16 protein-coding genes and 3 tRNA genes are annotated in these 17,320 nt (G+C 53.3%); 5 read left to right on the forward strand and 14 right to left on the reverse strand.

Going from position 1 to position 17,320, the window contains the following annotated elements; genetic code table 11:
- Positions 1 to 165: 165 nt before the first annotated feature.
- Complete coding sequence (locus ACJJIN_RS08930; protein WP_444897763.1) at positions 166 to 900, forward strand: FRG domain-containing protein; 735 nt, start codon at positions 166 to 168, stop codon at positions 898 to 900.
- 248 nt (positions 901 to 1,148) lie between these two features.
- On the forward strand, positions 1,149 to 1,574 hold the full coding sequence (locus ACJJIN_RS08935; protein WP_444897764.1) for a hypothetical protein: 426 nt from the start codon (positions 1,149 to 1,151) through the stop codon (positions 1,572 to 1,574).
- A 209-nt stretch (positions 1,575 to 1,783) separates the two neighbouring features.
- Here the strand turns inward: ACJJIN_RS08935 and ACJJIN_RS08940 are convergent, their stop codons facing one another.
- From ACJJIN_RS08940 to ACJJIN_RS08955, 4 genes are all read right to left on the reverse strand, one after another.
- Complete coding sequence (locus tag ACJJIN_RS08940; protein WP_444897765.1) at positions 1,784 to 2,245, reverse strand: hypothetical protein; 462 nt, start codon at positions 2,243 to 2,245, stop codon at positions 1,784 to 1,786.
- Between the two features lie 200 nt (positions 2,246 to 2,445).
- A tRNA-His gene (locus tag ACJJIN_RS08945) sits at positions 2,446 to 2,521 on the reverse strand.
- Positions 2,522 to 2,636: 115 nt separating this feature from the next.
- Positions 2,637 to 2,713: transfer RNA gene (locus tag ACJJIN_RS08950), tRNA-Arg, on the reverse strand.
- Between the two features lie 18 nt (positions 2,714 to 2,731).
- A tRNA-Pro gene (locus tag ACJJIN_RS08955) sits at positions 2,732 to 2,808 on the reverse strand.
- A 340-nt stretch (positions 2,809 to 3,148) separates the two neighbouring features.
- Here ACJJIN_RS08955 and folD point away from each other — a divergent pair.
- The 3 genes from folD to ACJJIN_RS08970 are packed head-to-tail and all read left to right on the forward strand — an operon-like array spanning position 3,149 to position 5,716.
- On the forward strand, positions 3,149 to 3,994 hold the full coding sequence (gene folD / locus ACJJIN_RS08960; RefSeq protein ID WP_108733712.1) for a bifunctional methylenetetrahydrofolate dehydrogenase/methenyltetrahydrofolate cyclohydrolase FolD: 846 nt from the start codon (positions 3,149 to 3,151) through the stop codon (positions 3,992 to 3,994).
- Entirely contained in the window at positions 3,975 to 4,691 is a 717-nt protein-coding gene (gene rsuA / locus ACJJIN_RS08965; protein WP_444897766.1) for a 16S rRNA pseudouridine(516) synthase RsuA, read from the forward strand. Before folD ends, rsuA begins: the two co-directional genes overlap by 20 nt.
- An 8-nt stretch (positions 4,692 to 4,699) precedes the next feature.
- A complete protein-coding gene (locus tag ACJJIN_RS08970) occupies positions 4,700 to 5,716 on the forward strand; it encodes a class I SAM-dependent methyltransferase (protein WP_444897767.1) in 1,017 nt (338 codons plus the stop codon).
- Positions 5,717 to 5,765: 49 nt separating this feature from the next.
- Here the strand turns inward: ACJJIN_RS08970 and ACJJIN_RS08975 are convergent, their stop codons facing one another.
- The 10 genes from ACJJIN_RS08975 to cysS all read right to left on the reverse strand — a co-directional run bounded on the left by ACJJIN_RS08975 (position 5,766) and on the right by cysS (position 17,248).
- Complete coding sequence (locus ACJJIN_RS08975) at positions 5,766 to 6,221, reverse strand: hypothetical protein (protein WP_444897768.1); 456 nt, start codon at positions 6,219 to 6,221, stop codon at positions 5,766 to 5,768.
- A gap of 126 nt (positions 6,222 to 6,347) precedes the next feature.
- The gene (locus ACJJIN_RS08980; RefSeq protein ID WP_444897769.1) at positions 6,348 to 7,094 is read right to left on the reverse strand and encodes a spermidine synthase; all 747 of its coding nucleotides are present in this window, start codon (positions 7,092 to 7,094) and stop codon (positions 6,348 to 6,350) included.
- Positions 7,094 to 7,567: a free L-methionine (R)-S-oxide reductase MsrC gene (msrC, locus tag ACJJIN_RS08985; protein WP_444897770.1), complete on the reverse strand. Its 474-nt coding sequence runs from the start codon at positions 7,565 to 7,567 to the stop codon at positions 7,094 to 7,096. The genes ACJJIN_RS08980 and msrC overlap by 1 nt, the downstream gene beginning before the upstream one ends.
- 131 nt (positions 7,568 to 7,698) lie before the next feature.
- Positions 7,699 to 8,160 (reverse strand): 6TM ABC transporter family protein, encoded by a 462-nt coding sequence (locus tag ACJJIN_RS08990; protein ID WP_444897771.1) that lies wholly within the window; start codon positions 8,158 to 8,160, stop codon positions 7,699 to 7,701.
- Positions 8,161 to 8,329: 169 nt separating this feature from the next.
- Positions 8,330 to 9,532, reverse strand: a complete 1,203-nt coding sequence (locus ACJJIN_RS08995) for a Wadjet anti-phage system protein JetD domain-containing protein (RefSeq protein ID WP_444897772.1) — start codon at positions 9,530 to 9,532, stop codon at positions 8,330 to 8,332.
- Positions 9,533 to 9,574: 42 nt separating this feature from the next.
- A complete protein-coding gene (locus tag ACJJIN_RS09000; protein ID WP_444897773.1) occupies positions 9,575 to 13,222 on the reverse strand; it encodes an ATP-binding protein in 3,648 nt (1,215 codons plus the stop codon).
- Between the two features lie 155 nt (positions 13,223 to 13,377).
- Positions 13,378 to 14,133 (reverse strand): DUF4194 domain-containing protein, encoded by a 756-nt coding sequence (locus ACJJIN_RS09005; RefSeq protein ID WP_444897774.1) that lies wholly within the window; start codon positions 14,131 to 14,133, stop codon positions 13,378 to 13,380.
- Positions 14,126 to 15,553, reverse strand: coding sequence for a Wadjet anti-phage system protein JetA family protein (locus ACJJIN_RS09010; RefSeq protein ID WP_444886516.1), 1,428 nt, complete (start codon positions 15,551 to 15,553; stop codon positions 14,126 to 14,128). Before ACJJIN_RS09010 ends, ACJJIN_RS09005 begins: the two co-directional genes overlap by 8 nt.
- Before the next feature lie 15 nt (positions 15,554 to 15,568).
- A complete protein-coding gene (locus ACJJIN_RS09015; protein WP_108733723.1) occupies positions 15,569 to 15,757 on the reverse strand; it encodes a DUF3012 domain-containing protein in 189 nt (62 codons plus the stop codon).
- A gap of 114 nt (positions 15,758 to 15,871) precedes the next feature.
- Positions 15,872 to 17,248 carry a cysteine--tRNA ligase gene (gene cysS / locus ACJJIN_RS09020; protein WP_444897775.1) on the reverse strand — a complete coding sequence of 459 codons (1,377 nt, stop codon included), beginning with the start codon at positions 17,246 to 17,248 and terminating at the stop codon, positions 15,872 to 15,874.
- Positions 17,249 to 17,320 lie beyond the last annotated feature (72 nt).

Below are 17,320 nucleotides of genomic sequence, written 5' to 3' on the forward strand. Positions count from 1 at the left end.
ATTATTCTTATAAAATCTCGACTGATCTCCAAGAGAGAAAATAATATTCCCCTTTAGCAAAATACAGTCACACACTATAGTGCACACCTAAACAATATATTTAGGTGCGGTACTTATCAAGAAAACCGCCCCCGACAGAACTTACAGTGAACAAGCGAACTAGAAATGAGCAACCGCATACATCGCACAATTAACACTCAGAACTGGGTTAGCAGTCTCTCTCAATTTATAGAGAGAATCGAGTTTTTAGATATTCTTAAACCGTCTTCTAGCTATCTATTTCGCGGGCAAGATGTTATGGGAAACCTATTGCCCAGCATCGCTAGAGAAGCTCCAAAAAACAACTCCACTGCAACAGAAATAAATTCACTAAGAACTATGAAGTTGCTGGGATCAAGCCACCTTAAAAACACCAATGAAACAGACTTAGATCTTCTTGTGCTAGCTCAACACTTTGGGCTAAAGACAAGATTACTTGACTGGACTTCTAATCCACTTGTCGCACTATGGTTCGCATGTTCAAGCAATAAAGACAGTGACTCGTATGTATACATCCTTAACCCTGACACGTTCCTCAATAAAGACATTTACACAGTCAACCCTTTTGAGCTAAGCGATACTTGTGCTTTTCAACCCAGATTAAACAATGAAAGAATTATCGCACAGCACGGATGGTTCACAATTCATAAATACTCCAATAAAGATAATGAATTTGTACCGCTAAACGCCAATAAAAAAATCAAGGATTATGTAGCTGAAATAACCATAGCTCAAAATTCAAAACAGGACATCCTTCAATCCTTAGATAGATACGGAATCAACAGTAGAACCTTGTTCCCAGACTTAGAGGGACTTTGTAAATATCTCAACTGGAAAAAAGAAACCACCCAAAGCAGTTGATTAAACCCTAAATAAGAGTAATCAAATATACCTTATGACTATAGTTGATCTAATCCTCAGCCTCCTCGATGGAAAGCAAAGAATAAAAAAACAGCAGCCATAGGATCAATAAGGCCATGCATGAATACTGTAGTTCAATGCTGGTATCACAAATCATTTGGATGCAAGAAACGATCCGAGATGACGAATTTCAATCTATAGATAGACCAAAATCCGCCCTCACCCTCTCATGCATAATCAACAATTGCATGTCAATACAACTGTACATGCTAGCCCTAAATAAAAAAAGAACTGACATTAATAATGACTGGGCATTAATAAGAAGTTCGGAATCTACCTCTCTATATTTGTTTGATAGAAAAACAGGTATACCCCTGCAAACTGGCAAGCTAGCCAATTCAAGCCACTCTTGTCTAAAAATAATAGAAACCATTATAAGCTCAGATACCAAGTACTCTGTAAATGAGCACGCCAAACTGATGAACTTAATATTTAGCCTTCAATCTTCAATGCTTAATGAAGCAGCATTTAAAATTGATGCATCAGTGATCGGCTTCAAAGGTTGGAATTTTGAATTAGATAAAAATACACTTACAGTCGCCTCTGGCACACAGTTTCCATTCCCACTAAAAACAAAGCTAAGAGGATTAGAACTTTCAGAATTTAGGTACTAAATTCATAAATCCCGAAAATTTCTGAAACACAAAAATAACGCTCAAACGATCACTTTAGGCCACTAAAAGTCCTTTGCTCGAAACTCCAAAGATCAACCCCAAAAGAATAAAAAACCCCGCACCGGGCGAGGTTTTACGCACTTGATAAACAAGGAAGAATTCGGGACAGGCGAGCGGGGGGCGGCGAACCTAAAGATCTTTCACCTACGCTACCACTGATAAGCAAACTTTATGCTTGCACCGGTAGTATGCTCATCAAAATACGGTCTATCACCTGATCTGGTTCCCGTATGAACAGCGGCACCAAGAACAAATGAGGATTCAGAAAATCCTGAAAAGTAATAATTGTAAAGCAAAGCAATCCCGTTATAGCGCGCTGCTTCACTTCCACTATAGTGAACCTCTACAAGCCCCAGGAAAGCTCCTAAAGAATGACTATCGGAAGCTACAAGTCGCTCCCAACCCAATCCGTAACCCGTGACTGAACCAGCCTCATCGGAAAAGCCCTTCCAACCCAAAGAGCCGAAGTACTTATCTTTACCGCGGTTAATCGAGTACTTTGCTCCTAGCCCAGCATGATCCACACCCACGCCTAATGAAAAGTTTGAGTCCCCAGCTGCAGAGGCGAACATAGAACAAGTTAGGAAAAATACGGACAGCAGATACTTCATTACAGCTCCAAGCTACTTCTTAGTGATTTAAAAAAGGGGGGATTTTTACCGCCAGATGGGCATGGCTCAAGATCTGCCAAAATTAAACCTCAACATAGATTGAGGCCAAAATTGGCACCATGAATTGGCACCACGGGACCTAAAACTAAAAAACCCCGCACTAGGCGGGGTTTTAAGTCCTTGATAAACAAGGAAAAATCTGGGGTGGCCGACGGGGATCGAACCCGCGACCTCAGGAGCCACAATCCTGTGCTCTACCAACTGAGCTACGGCCACCATAAAAGTGATATACTTCAGCACCTTGTGGCAGTACTGATTGCCGGATACCTCTTGCAGCCAATCTGGCTTCAGACTAAGTCCTTTTTGCCAAACCAGCACCATCTTGTGAAGATGGCACGCCCGGCAGGACTCGAACCTGCGACCATCCGCTTAGAAGGCGGATGCTCTATCCAGCTGAGCTACGGGCGCAAGGTGAACCCGGAAAATTGGTCGGGGCAGAGGGATTCGAACCCCCGACATCCTGCTCCCAAAGCAGGCGCGCTACCAGACTGCGCTATGCCCCGTTTTTCCAATCATTCGCACCTCTTTGACCCTGTTAACCGCCCCGTAGGTGGTTGTGTAAGTCGCTGTAGCTGCGAAGTGCGTGCATAGTAATGATACCCCCGGCCCATGTCAACGCTTCTAAGCTATTATTTTTAAAGAAGTTTATCCTTTTGCCTATCTGGGCCCAGAAGTGGCGAAATTATTTCCAACCTGTGCGAAAATGGCGCACTTCGCGAATCCGACCGGATAAAAAGTAAGCGTTTTTAAAAATCGCCGGCTTCCGCCCTTCTATATAAAGTAGGTGCTGAAGCAGATTCCGGTCTATTAGCCATCGATTTTTTACTGTTAGAGATAGTATCTATGTCTGCACTGGTTCTGGACGGCAAGGCCCTGGCACAGAAAACTGAAGAGGAACTCTCGGCTCGGGTAGCCGTACTAAAGGAAAAGAGTGGTGGCCAAACGCCAATCCTGGCGACCATTCTGGTAGGTGATGACCCCGCCTCCGCCACTTACGTAAAGATGAAGGGCAATGCCTGCCGCCGAATCGGCATGGACTCCCTCCAGGTGGAACTGCCCTCCTCCACCACCACTGAGCAGCTGCTCGCTAAGATCGAAGAACTCAACACCAACCCCAACGTCCACGGCATTCTGCTCCAGCACCCGGTACCGGCGCAGATCGATGAGCGCGCTTGTTTTGATGCGATCAGCCTGGAGAAAGATGTAGACGGTGTAACCTGCCTGGGCTTTGGCCGTATGGCAATGGGTGAAGAGGCCTATGGCTGCGCAACTCCTAAAGGAATTATGCGCCTGCTGGAAGCCTACAATATTGAATTGGAAGGCAAGCACGCCGTGGTTGTGGGCCGCAGCCCCATTTTGGGTAAGCCTATGGCGGCCATGTTGTTGAATGCCAATGCCACCGTGACTATCTGCCACTCCCGCACCCAAGACCTGGCTGAGCATATCCGCCGCGCCGATATTGTAGTGGGCGCCGTGGGCAAGCCTGAGTTTATCAAGGCCGAGTGGATTAAGGATGGCGCTGTGGTTGTGGATGCCGGTTACCACCCCGGCGGTGTCGGCGATATCGAGCTGGGCCCGCTGACTGAGCGCGCTGCCGCTTACACCCCGGTACCCGGCGGTGTTGGTCCCATGACCATCAATACCCTGATTTATCAATCTGTCGATTCCGGTGAGCGTAAAATTGGCTAACCTGATTCGTCTGGATAAAGCGGTCAGCCAGGTCACCGACCTCTCCCGCACCGATGTAAAGCGCGCCGCCTGGGCGGGGCGCATTACCGTCAATGGTGAGGTGGTCACCAATGCGGCCACCAAAATACAAGTCAGTGATGAGTTGTGCCTGGATGATGAGCCTCTGCACGAGCCGGGGCCCCGCTACATTATGTTGAACAAGCCCCTGGGCTATGTCAGTGCCACCAAAGATGGCGAGCACCCTACAGTGCTGGACCTGATTGATGAGCCTAATAAGGAAAAGCTGCATATTGCCGGGCGCCTGGATATTGATACCACCGGCCTGGTGCTGCTTACCGATGACGGCCAGTGGTCCCACAAAGTGACCTCCCCCAACCACCATTGCGACAAGACCTACTACGCTCTGTTGGCCGAGAAAATTGAGGAAGATGCCGTGGCCAAGCTTGCCAAGGGTGTCTGGCTCAATAACGAAAAGAAGAGAACCAAGCCCGCCAAGCTGGAGATCCTCTTTGCCAACGAAGTGCGCATCACCATCGGTGAAGGGCGCTATCATCAGGTGAAGCGTATGTTTGCGGCCCTGGGCAACAAGGTATTGGAGTTGCACCGGGAAAAGATCGGCGAAATCATCTTGGATGAAGAACTTCAGGAAGGTGATTACCGCCTCCTGACCCCTGAAGAAATTGCCTCTATCAATTAAAAAAAGATATGTCAGCCCTTCTACATCAGGAACTTATCCAGGCCCCAGAGGAAACCCTGTGGATCGCCGATGAAAACAGCAAGCCCCTCTTACACCAGGAGGGGTTTCATTTTGCCGGGGATTTAATCAGTAACCGCTGGGATATTGCCGAACTCGCCGAAAATACGGTGAAGCGGAGCTTCTTCAATGATTTCCACTTTGAAGAACTGGACCGCAAATACCGCCGTATTGTCTACGCCGTTTCGAAAGAGAAGGCCGTAGTTCACCATATTATTGATTGCGCACCCCACTTCCTCGGTGAAGGTGGCGAATTGGTTCTGCTGGGTGAAAAGCAAAGCGGAATCAAAAGCTACGCTGCGAAAGTGGCCGAGCGCCTGGGTACCGCCAAGCACTTGCAAAAAAACGGCAACGACTACCTGAGCAGTAATGTTGCCGCTCACGAGGACACCGGCAATCCAGTCAGTGAGCTTCAGTACGCCCAGTTACAAAAGCTGCCCGAGCTTGGAGACCTCTACTCCAAGCCGGGATTGTTCGGCTGGAACAAAATCGATAAAGGCAGTGCTCTCCTCGCCCAGCAATTAACGACTGAGTTGCCACAGGACGGTTCTCGTATTGTTGATCTCGGTTGTGGTTATGGCTACCTGAGTATGCAATTAGCCGCTTTGGGTAAATATCATTTTACCGCTACGGATAATAACGCCGCTGCTCTATTGGCCTGCCGCAAGAATTTTACCGAACAGGGAATCGAAGGCATCGTTGTGCCCTCTGATGCAGGCTCTGAACTGGAGAGTGAAATCGCCGATCTGGTGCTGTGCAACCCACCTTTCCACCAGGGCTTTCAGGTGGAGGGAGATTTGACCGATCGCTTTCTGCAACAGAGTGCGCGGATTCTCAAAGATTCCGGCGCTGCGATTTTTGTGGTGAATGAATTTATTCCCCTTGCGAAAAAAGGGCCCCGCTATTTTTCCCAGGTGGATTTGATCACTAAAGAGCAAGGATTTTGCGTATACCGTCTGCGCCCCTAAGAGCTAGGGGCGCAGGCCGGCAGCAGTCGCCTGGAAACAGGATTAAAGGCTAGTAATCGCGCAAATTAAACAAGTTCATCGACAGCGTATGCTCTTCCAACTCTTCGAGTTGTCGCAATCGTTCGAATGCATCCCGTGCCGATGGGGTTTCAGCGCCCTGGGCAAGATCCCGATATTGATCGGCCAGGTAGATCTCGATATCCATGGCCAACTTGGCAATCTGCTCCAAGTCTTCAATATCAATGCCGCGCAAGCGCTGCAAAAATTCTTTCTCTCGCCCTTCCGGGGCAAATTGCACCCAGGTATGTAGGGCTCCAGGGGGCAGGTCTTCATGGAAATTTTCCAGTGAGTGCTTCATGGAATCTTCCCGTCGTCGCAGCTGATCCAGCAGCAACTCGACCCGTTCATTGGTGGCAAGCTGCTCATACTCTTCGTACTGCAGCGCCAACTTGGCATGAAAATCCCTTCCTTCCTGAATCACTTCCTCAACAGTTTTGTACCGCATCAATCGATCCCGGCAGAACACTTCGCTCACCTTGAGTATAGTCACGAGGTGACAAAGGGCGCCAATGAATATCACTATTAAAGTGACAGGGATTTTAGGAGCCGGCCTCTGTGGGGGCTGTCGAGATTAGCGAAGCTGGCTCATGCGGAAATCCAGGCGCCGATTGGGGTTGGCGGGATTGATCTTTTCTGGGGCCCTGGCCGCCAGCTCACCTTTGCGCAGAGTTCTTCTGCTCACTGCCAGGATATGATTCTCATACTGGGGCATATAGGCCATCCAGGCACCGCCGAGTCGCTCACGCATAGCTTTATCGCGCCAAGCACTGTTCTGTAGCTCGGGCCTATCCCCGAAGTTGCTGACCAGCACGCCATCTTTATGAAGCAGGCGCATCAGACTGGAGCACCAGGACTTATCGGCGGGCACCGCTCGCTGCGCTACGCCTCCGCAGTGCCCAAATAAGTCGTCGATCACCAGGTCGAAAGTGCTGTGAGAGGGTCGCTTCAAGTGATCGCGCACAAAATCACAGGCATCCGCACACACCAGTTCAACATCGCGCACGCCAAAGAAGCGACGGGCAATATCCAGGTGCACCGGGTCCAAATCTACGCCGACAATACGCTTGGCGGAGGTGAACGCCTGCAAAAGGCGAATCAGGGCACCGCCACCAACGCCGAGCACCAATACCGAATTCAAGCGCTCTTCAGGGAGGAAGAATGCCGGTAGCAGCAATAACTCCCAAAGGGAACCCTTGAGCGGATCGCGGGGATTCCATTGAGAGTGGAAAACCCCGTTGCTGTAGAGGCGCACACTGGCACCATGATTGCGCACCTGGTAACAGGTGTCGCCAACCTGCTTTTGCCAAAGCAGCGCCATCAGCTCGCCGGGAGGTCTGAGGACTTGAGCAATACCCGGGCAAAATCCTGTAGACCCACCAGGTCTTCCTCGCTAAAGCGCGCCACACTGGGGCTATCGATATCCAACACTCCCAGGCAACGACCCGCTTCGTCATAGAGCGGCACCACCACCTCTGAAGCCGACACGGCATCGCAGGCGATATGGCCGGGGAACTGATGCACATCCTCTACCAATTGGGATTCACCGGTCGAAACAGCAGTACCGCAAACACCGGCACCCACTGGAATCCGGGTACAGGCAGGCTTGCCCTGGAAGGGCCCCAAACGCAATTCATCACCGTAGAGGAAATAAAAACCGGCCCAGTTGATATCTTCCAACTCCATAAACAACAGCGCACTGGCATTGGCGGTGTTGGCCAGCCAGTCTCGCTCTCCAGAAAGCAATCCTTCCAGCTGCCCATTTAAGGTGGTGTAAAACTTGTTCAGCGACATACCTAGCGCCCCTTGCCCACTTATAATTTCAAATCGTGTCAGCTAAAACTGGCAAACCCGCAAAACAGTATCCTGCGGGAGGCAGGTATTTTGCGGGCTTTGGCGAGGGAATCAATATGCAGAGTGCAAAATTACTGGTAGGGATCGACCACTGCGGGTTCTTCACCGGTCTCACCGCGATACTCATCGGCATCTACAGTTGGGCGAGACCACTCGCTTTCATCATTGTTGCTACGAGTATTCGACTGGATAGCCGGCGGCGCGCTGGTAACGTCTGACTGCATCAGGTTGCGCGACTTTTCAAAGCGGTCTTCCACTTTTGGCTTGGGCGCAACTTGTGCGGGATTGCCGCTACCTTCACGGCGAATACGGTTGGCCATAGCACTCAGATTAGGGCGGCGGCGCTCCGCAAGCTTCACGGTTTCCAATTCGCTGTTCAGGCGGTTGATCTCCGCCTGTAAATCACCCATCTGCGCCTGAAGTTCAGTAATCTGGGTCAACACGCCTTTTACTTTACGACTTTCCTTCTCGTACATCACGGCGGCGCCGCCAAAGGCCAACGCAAAAATGACCAGGATGGAAAACTGACGCATAGCAAACTCCGGAAACTGCACTTGTTATTCTGAGGGGCATTTTTACAGCATATTTTTTCTATCTTCCGAGAAATTGCGCATAAAAAACAAGTTCAAACGCCCGCCGACACCTTGATAGTCACCATTCCATAAAAAACGAACAATTAAAATTTATCGGATAGCGACATATTCACACTAATGTCCCAGCCAGCTCCCCAATCTCAACCGCCTCCTGATCCACATAGCGATTGCTGTCTGAAATTGCTGGCAGCAGAGTGCTATCTGCGTATTGGCAACCAATCGCTTGCACCAGCTTTTGCCCCACCTTTTCCGCCTGCTCCGGAGCATGGGCTTTTCCCGTGCGCAGAAAATGCAGTAACAGATCGTAGCCCGGGCGCCAGCACTGCAAGTCGGGAAAGCTCTTTCTCAGCGCTGCGGCAATCCGCAATCCTTCATAGTCCAGATCCCCCCAGAAAAATGTTGGAACCGTTCGGGACTCCCCATCGTGCCACCAGCTTAGGAATTGCTGCCGGATATTTTCACTAACCACATTAATAGTGCTGAAGCGAACCCTCTCCCCATTGCGAATCCTTTCTGCGCCTCCCTGGTAGCCCTCGCTATAAACCAGTGCTGCACGACTGGGTTGCAGCTCCGCCAGGCTAATAAAAGTGTCCTGGTTTTCGATAAAAATGACCTGCTCAAATTGCCTGGGGAGGTAGGCGTGAAGTAAAAGCTGGCGCCCCTGGATTTTACGGCTCAGGTCAGGATAGAGGTTGCGCACCAGAGATTGGCGGCTGGGTAATTCCAGGTATTTGGAATCCCCTTTAAAGCAGCGTGCGGCTAATTGTCGCCAGGAAATTTTATTGGCAAAGATCAGCTCTTTGCCGACGGACACCCAGCAAGCAATAATTTCTTCGACGGAATCAAACCCCGGTTGGAGTTCCAAGCCCTCGAGGGGAAAAGCAGAGGGATTTTCAAAGCGATCGACATAGGGTTCCAGCAGACTCGTCCAGGCGGATTGTCGAACGGTGGGGGATGGGCGATTGAGCCACAGGCGCAGCTGTTCCTCGCTGGCATCCCGAAAAATCAATTGGGCCCCTTGCCACTCGGCAATACCCGGCCGCCTTTTCGGATTCGGTTTTACCGTAAAACACTGATATTCCCGCGCAAAATGCTGCAATTCATTCCACAGCTCCTGCTCGTCTTGATCGGGGTCCCTGAGGGGCTCCAACACTTCCAACCAGCGTTTACTGCCAGCGCGCAAATCCAGCCTGAAACTAATGCGGGCTTCCTTGCCGCGTTCCAGCTGGCTGTCCCGCCGATCCAGAATAAAATTCAGGATGCCGATTAACAGCGGGTTTTCCTCTACCCAATAGGGCAATGTCTTTTCCATCGGTTGCCTCCCTGCCAATGGAGGGGTTTCCCCCGAAAATACCTATCCCTCTACTTCTACCAGGTCCATAAAATCCAGCGACGCCTGCTGGCGAATCGTGCGGCGGTGATTGGCCCAGAGTTCGGCGATACGCTCCTGGTTGCACACCTTGCGATCGACATACACCCGCGTATTCAGCTGGCCGATGGGCTTTGCACTGGGGCACTTACTGAATACAAACTGATTCGAGATCAGGTCCATAAAAGGACCGGATTTACTGCTGGGCATAATAAACAGCAGCTGCAGCCCCAGGGTTTCAGTCAGGTAACGGATCACTTCCTTGGAGCGGGACTCATCCATTTTGGAGAAGGCCTCATCCACCAGCACCATTTGCAAATGGCTGCCACTCTCACCAAAGCGGAAGGCCGAAGTGACCGCTGCGGAGCGGATAATATAAGCCGGCGTTTCCAGCTGACCGCCGGAACCGGTGCCGTACTGGCTGAGCGCAATCGGCTCCTTGCCCTCCGGTTCCTTATAGATCTCATAGCTGCGGTAGTTGCGGTAATCGCTGATTCGATCCAGCTCGCGCCGCGCTACCTGCTCGTCTTCACTCAGCAACATACTTAACAGGCGATCCCGCACCTTGCGGTGCTTGGGCGCCAAGTCCGTGTCGAACAGGCTCTGCTCTTCACCCAGATTCGGCAGTTCAATTACCGCCTTAAAGAAGCTCCAGTACTCCTTAAATTCCGCCACCCACTGGTAATCGAAACGGAAGCGCTCGCGGTCGGCGCCAAAGCGGTGGTGTTCCAGCTCTTTGTTCAGATCATCCAACACGCGCTTACCATCGTTAATGGACTGGTAAATAGCGTGGCACAAGTGGGTTACAAAAGTGGTGTTAAAGGATTTTTTCAATCCCAGCAGTTGATCGTGGCGCTCCACCAGCAGGTTGTTCTTCAGGCGGTTGCGCAGGGTCTCTACCTGATCGCCGAGACCGCTGATCAACTTGAACAGGCCATCTTTATGGCCGCCACTCAAGTCTGGCTCAAACACCAGGGTATCGACGCTGGCACAGGTGGCGTTGTACTCCATCACCGCGCGATCGAGCTGGCGACTGTATTTCTCCAGCTGTCCCTGCCAACTTTCGATATCCGCCGAGAAGTCGAAGTTGTCGGCGGCGCGCTCTACCTGCTCATCGGCAGTAACCAGCACCTGCTCGGCATCGAAAGTGGGATCGATGGCGGTAATACGCCTTACCATTGCCTCGCTGTCACTGGCGGCATCGTCCAGGGACTCCAGCTCGCCAGACAGGGCGTATAAGAGTTTTTCGTTGCTTCTTAGCTTGGTCTCCAGAGAGCCATGCTTGCGCTGGAGGTCCGACAGCTGGTTTTGCTGATCTTTGAGCTGGGCCTTGAGTTCATCGACCTGCTGCTCAAACTGCTCGAAGTCCTTCAGGTCCAGGTTTTCCAGAGCCCGCTCGGCGCTGCGCCATTCCCGCTGGGCCGCCAGGGCGGAATCCACTATGGACAACAGCTTGATATTCGCCAATCCTCGCACCGCATTGGTGACACGGCGGTAGAGCTGGTGGCGTTCGTTGACGTGGGCGGCCTCTTCCAGCAACTGCTCCAAAGCGCGCTGCTGCGCCGCCAGTGCGCGAGCGCGGGCGCCCTGGCCGAATACCAGCTCGGCATCGTCCATATCGCAGCGCCACATGCTGTAGTTGCCACTGGCCATACCGTCGGCAGTCAGGCCCCGGCGGGTGCCGCGCAGCTCGTGTTCATCCTCCACCTGAACCACGGCACCGTAAGAGGCGCGCAAATAGTGCTCGGCAGTTTTATGGGTGAACTCCATCAGTTCGATAATGGAGCCCGACGGCATATCCAGGCGCTCCGCATCGCGGCGGGCTTTGTCCCCCTGGATCACACGAGCGCGGTTGTTGCGCCCGGGCAGGCCGCGCACGATACGAATCGCGCGGGCCTCGTGTTCCGGCTCCACAATAATCGAGAAACGCGCGCCGCCGAGATAGCCTTCAATCGCCATCTGCCAGCGCTCATCCAGCACTTCCACATAATCACACAGGACGCGGGGTTCCGCCTCTGGGCACTGCTCGCGAATTGCGGCCAGGGCCACTTCTACCGATTGGGGGTAGCGCACGCGATTGGCCTGGAGATGCTGAATGCGACTTTCCTGGGTGCGCAGCTGCTTTTGCAGCTGCTGTACTTTTTGCTCCCAGCGGGAAGCCTGCTGGGCAATCTGCTCTTTGGGGGAAACCTCATCACTGGCGCCGGCTTTGCCACTGCTATCCAGCAGATCGAAGAGGCGGTTCTGTAGGGCCTCACTGCTGGCAGCACGCTCGCGCAGTGGCTCCAATGCAGCCAGATCGATCCAGTCCTTGCCCAACAACTTGTGCAGATCAGGTAGGTCTTCCTCGCGGGACACCTGCTTAATTGCCTGCACCAGTGCCTTATCGGAGAAGGCGGGAATTTCCAGCTCGGCGGAGGTGGAGTTGAGCAAGTTTAATAATTCTTCGGCGGCCTCGCGGTTCTCGCGCCAGCGCGCCTCTTCGGCAGACATGGGGGTGTGCTGCTGGGACAGAAGGCTCAGGGCATTGTTAATACGCTGTTCCATTTCGTCCTTATTGCGCAGCGCATCGATACCCAGGCGCTGGGCTTGAAGCTCTACCAGCTGACCATTGAGCTGCTCGACGCGTTCGGAGGCGACGCGCACTTCGCGCTCATTGTTGTCCAGATCGCTGCGCAGTTTTTTCTGGTCGTTCTTGCCGCTCAGATAACTCTTTTGTACCCGCTGCTGGCGGTGGCGTGCGCACAAATATTCCTGCACCCGCAACTGTAACCACTGCTCCCGGTAGAGCTCTACCGACTGGGCGATGGCCTCCAGGGAACTGACCCGCTCCACAATCTGGCGGGCTTCCTGCTCCATGCTGTGAATGGTTTTCATCAGCTCGGAGACGGAGCGGATGGCATCACCCAGATCACGTTTTTCCAATACTTCCTGGGCGACAAAATCGTTGATGCTTTTTACCGGCTTGTAGGCCATAAAATTGGCAAAGGTGCGCGCGGCGTGCATGGCCTCGCGATCGGAGACCGCATCGCGGCGTCCGCGCAGGGCGCCGTAAAGGCGGCGCAGATAGGCCTTTTTCTTGTCGTACTGCTCTACTTTTTCGAACTGCTTGCTCAGGACCTGGTTGAATTTATCCAGCGGCAGCAGGTGTTTGCCATCGGTGTAATCCCGGACAAAATCTCCCATTACCAACTGTTCGCCGGGGAATACGAAAAAGCGCAAATCACTTTGGCGGGCCTGGGCAGGTTTGCTGCTGTTATCCAGGTGCGCGCGAATCCCCATCACTGCGGTAAAAGGCTCAGCATCGTCTTCACCGCTGGTGGGATGGAAAATACCGGCGATGTAACAGTCAGTGGGCTCGACACGGGCATAACTACCGTCGTCACAACCCAGCACATAGGAAGCTAGCGTCCGCACCTGCTTGCCACCGCGCCCGCGCTGGGTGGTTTCATCCTGCCCCGGGTTAAAAGTAAACAGGGTGTCGTGGGCGGCTGTCATCAATGTCTGGATAGCATCGGCCGCCGTGGTTTTACCGGAACCGTTGCCACCGGAAAACAGGTTGATCGGGCCGAAATCATATTCCAACTGCGGGATATTGCCCCAGTTAATCAGGATCAGTTTTTTTAGGAACATAGTCTTTTCAAAAAAACGGTCTTTTCAAAAGCAGGGTCTTTTTGCAGGCGGGAAGCCGACACCCCTCTCCGAGGCTCCCGGGCGCGATTTACGCAAACCCGGGCGGTCGAATGTTTTCGATTTTTTATAGCCGCTAGTGCGGCATCTGTTTTCAACTAGGAAGCGGCTTCACTCTCAAACAGGCTGTTATCTTCGACTTCTGGAGTGATGCGTTCGAGCGCTTGCTCTTCTTCAGCCTCATCAATTTCATCAGCTTGAGTGGCCCCGCTCCCCACTGCGGGCGGGACTTCGCTGTCGATCAGCTGGTGCAATACCGACTCGCTGACAAAGTGGGCGATGGTCGGGCGTACGCGCAACCAAACCTCCGCACTGCTCTCCACTTCTTCACTGCTGAACTGCACCAGACGCAGCTGGCGCAATTTCTTCAACAGGTTTTTGCGCTCGGCGTGTTTATCCGGCAGGGACATTTTCAGCAGGTTGCGCATGCCCAATTCCAGGGCTTCCATCGACAGCGCAGCACAACCGCTCTCATCCACCTGTCCTTCCCGCAGCGCTTTATCGTATTCCACGCGCAGGGCGAGAATCGCGGCCACTTCCTGTTGGCTGAGTCGGGCGCGGAAGCCGCCGTGGTGCGGCTCTTCCTGATCCGGCAGACCCGGTACTTCGGCACCGGGCGGATACACGCGAATAAACTGGAAACGGCTGTCGTGCTGCAAACGCAACCCCAGCGGGGCCAACCACTCGCGCACCAGCTGCTCGCAGCGCTGGAAGCGATCATAAAGCGTGGTTTCGATAACGCTTTCATCCCGGCAGATAACGCCGTAATCCAACAGGCGCACCAGTAGCTCGGAAAATTCGCTGCGGTTCAGGCGACACTGCGCCAGGGCCTCTTCCAAAGCCTGCTCAATCACTGTTTTTCAGCTCCAGGATATATTCGTCAAATTCGGTGAAATAGTCATTACTGGCGATTTCACCGGTAAATTTCACCTGCAGGTCGGCGGCGCCGCTCTGGTTCACCGCCGCTGCTTCGATCACATGGCTCATAGCGAGCAGATCACGCGCATCCCGCAATGGCAGGTTGCGGCTGTTGATCTGGCGGCCGGTGCCGAGGGCATCACTCAGATAATCGCGCAGGTTACTATTGTTGAAATTAAACGCCTGGTCGAGCAGTTGTTGCAGCTCGATCTCGCGGCGGTTTTCTTCACCGATGGGGGTTTCATCTTCGACCCGGGTATTCACCGGCTGGCGGCGATTGCGCTGCCACAGCTGGGTTTGTTTGGGGTCAAACAGGCGCAGCTGGAAGCCACCTAGCTGTTCGCCCAGCTGCTCGAGAATTTGTGTTTTTTGCTGGCTCTCGCCGAGGCGCTGGCACAGGTCGGCAAATTCACCTTCGGCCTGGCTGTGCAGGTAGCTGAGCTGGCGGATAATAATATCGGCACGCTTGGTAAAGCCCTGTAGTGCACGGCGCAAAGCGGGCAGTTTTACCTCGCAGGCGCGGCGCATGCGGTCCTCGATGGTATCGAGCATCAGCCACAACAGGGATTGGCCCGGTTGTACCAACTCCGGCAGCAGCTGGCGCAGGCGCTTCTCCCACTCCGCTTTCTGCATATCCTCCTTGCGGCGAATGCAGTCAATCACCCGGTTGATGGAATCGCGATGCTTTTCCACGCTGTCCGCAGACAGACGGATAGCCAGGTCCGGCTGGAAACGGCTTTCCATAAAGGAGAAAAACTCATCGGTGGCCTGCTGCACCAGCAATTGGGCCTCCACTTCCCGCACCATTTCCCGCTTGCGCTCTTCCAGCTCGGCGATCATATCGGTGAAATCCGCCACGATACGCTCGGAGTATTCCCAGGCATCGATCAAGTCGTGGATTTCACCTCGGCTGGCAAAGGCTTCCAGGGCATTTAAGGTGTTGCGGGTATTGCGGTGGCGGGTGCGCACGCGAGTGCCGTTCACTTCAACCAGCGGCTGAGTGAAAAGTCGGCCCCGGCGGCTAAACGGATAGGTGGCAGTGAGCGTGGCGCTGTCTACCTGCTTCTCCAGCCAACCGAACTCCACCAGGCTGTTCAGTACCCAGACGGCCTGATCGCGCAGGTTGCGGAAGCGGCCCTCGGGGTCCTGCACTCCATCTTCACTATCGAGTTGGGGCGCGCGGGTCAGGGCCTCGGCAAAAATTTCCAGGATCTGCTCGCGCAGCAAAGACTCACCGTAGTCAGCCTTGGCGGTGTACAGACGCTCATACAAAAGACGCAAGCACTCAACCACCTGCTCGCGATATTTACCGGTCAGCGGGCGGAAGAAGTGTTGGTAGGAATCGACGAAGAACAACGACTATAGGCCCGCTTATTCCTCTTCCGGCTTTTGGTTGAAGACACAATATTTTGTGTAGTCGCGGGTATCGTCAAAAGTCCACTGCCCTTTGGGAATGCCATCCATTTTCTCGCACCAGGCATCGGAACCCCGTTTGGGCTCACAGCCGGTCAGTGCGATAAGGGCGATCACAGCGCTGGTCAGGACAAATACTTTTTTCATGGTTCGCTTCTACAAATGAAATTCGAATTTCACTTCCCCGGCAGCCGCAATGTGCCAAGCCAGGGAAAATCTATCGGTGTCTCAAGTCTATCCGTGTCTCGGGGTGGGACCGCGCTATTCGCGGCGCCACTTGGTCCCTTCGCGGCTATCCTCAAGCACCACACCTTTGGATTTTAACTCTTCGCGAATCTCATCGGCGCGGGCAAAGTCACGGTTCTTCTTGCTTTGTGCGCGCTCTTCGATCAGTGCTTCAACTTCTTCGGCAGAAATGCCTTCATCTCCACCACGGGCCTGTTTGAACCAGGCTTCCGGGTCTTGCTGGAGAATGCCCAGCATATCTGCAGCGGCCAGCAGCAAACCTTTCAGGCGTGCTTTATCGGCCTCATCGGCTTTGTTCAAGTCACGGGCAATCTGGTGCAATTCGCTGATGGCGATCGGCGTATTCAGATCGTCTTCCAACGCCCTGATAAAGGCGGTGTCGTTAAGATCTGCCGCTTCAGCCTCAACCGCTTCCGTTTCACGGAGTGCGCCATAGAGAGTATCCAGGGTGCGCCATGCCTGATCCAGCAAATCAGCACTGAAATTCAGCTCTGAGCGGTAGTGGGCAGACAGCAGTGCAAAACGCAGCACTTCACCCGGGTATTGGCTCAGCAGGTCTTTGACCATGCGGAAGTTGCCCAGGGATTTGGACATCTTTTCGCCATTGATATTTACATAGCCGTTATGCATCCAGTAGCGCACAAAATCCACACCATTGGCGCAGCAGCTTTGGGCGCGCTCGTTCTCGTGGTGCGGGAAGGTCAGATCGCGACCGCCGCCGTGAATATCGATAGTCTCACCCAGGTGCTTCTTGATCATGGCCGAGCACTCCAAGTGCCAACCCGGGCGCCCACGGCCCCAGGGGCTATCCCAGCCGGGCTCGCCATCGGCGGACGGCTTCCACAGTACGAAGTCGCCGGCGTACTTTTTGTAAGGCGCTACTTCCACCCGCGCACCGGCGAGCATATCGTCGAGGGAGCGCTTGGACAGCTGACCGTATTCCTGCATGGATTCCACGGCGAACAGCACATGGCCTTCGGCGGCGTAGGCGTGACCTTTCTCCAGCAGGCTTTCGATCATCGCGATCATTTCCGGCAAGTGCTGGGTGGCGTAGGGGACAATATCCGGCTCCAGGTTATTGAGCGCGGCCATATCCTCGTAGTAAGCCTGGGCATAGCGCGCTGACAGCACGCCGATTTCCTCGCCGTTATCCCGCGCGGTCTTCATGATTTTGTCGTCAATATCGGTGATATTGCGCGCGTAAATCACATCGCTGAAATTTCTTTTCAGTACCCGGTACAGGGTGTCGAACACCACCACAGGGCGGGCATTACCAATATGCACGCGGTTGTACACGGTGGGGCCACACACATACATGCGCACCTGATCTTCCACCAGTGGTACGAAGGGTTCTTTCTTCCCGGAAAACGTGTTGTAGACCTGTAGAGACATCTTTTCTCTCGAATTCTTTTTGCTGTGTGGCGGGCCAGTCATTGGCCCAGCCGCGAAAACTGCCGCTCGGGC

It is taken from the genome of Microbulbifer maximicatervae (SeqCode) (assembly GCF_052467505.1).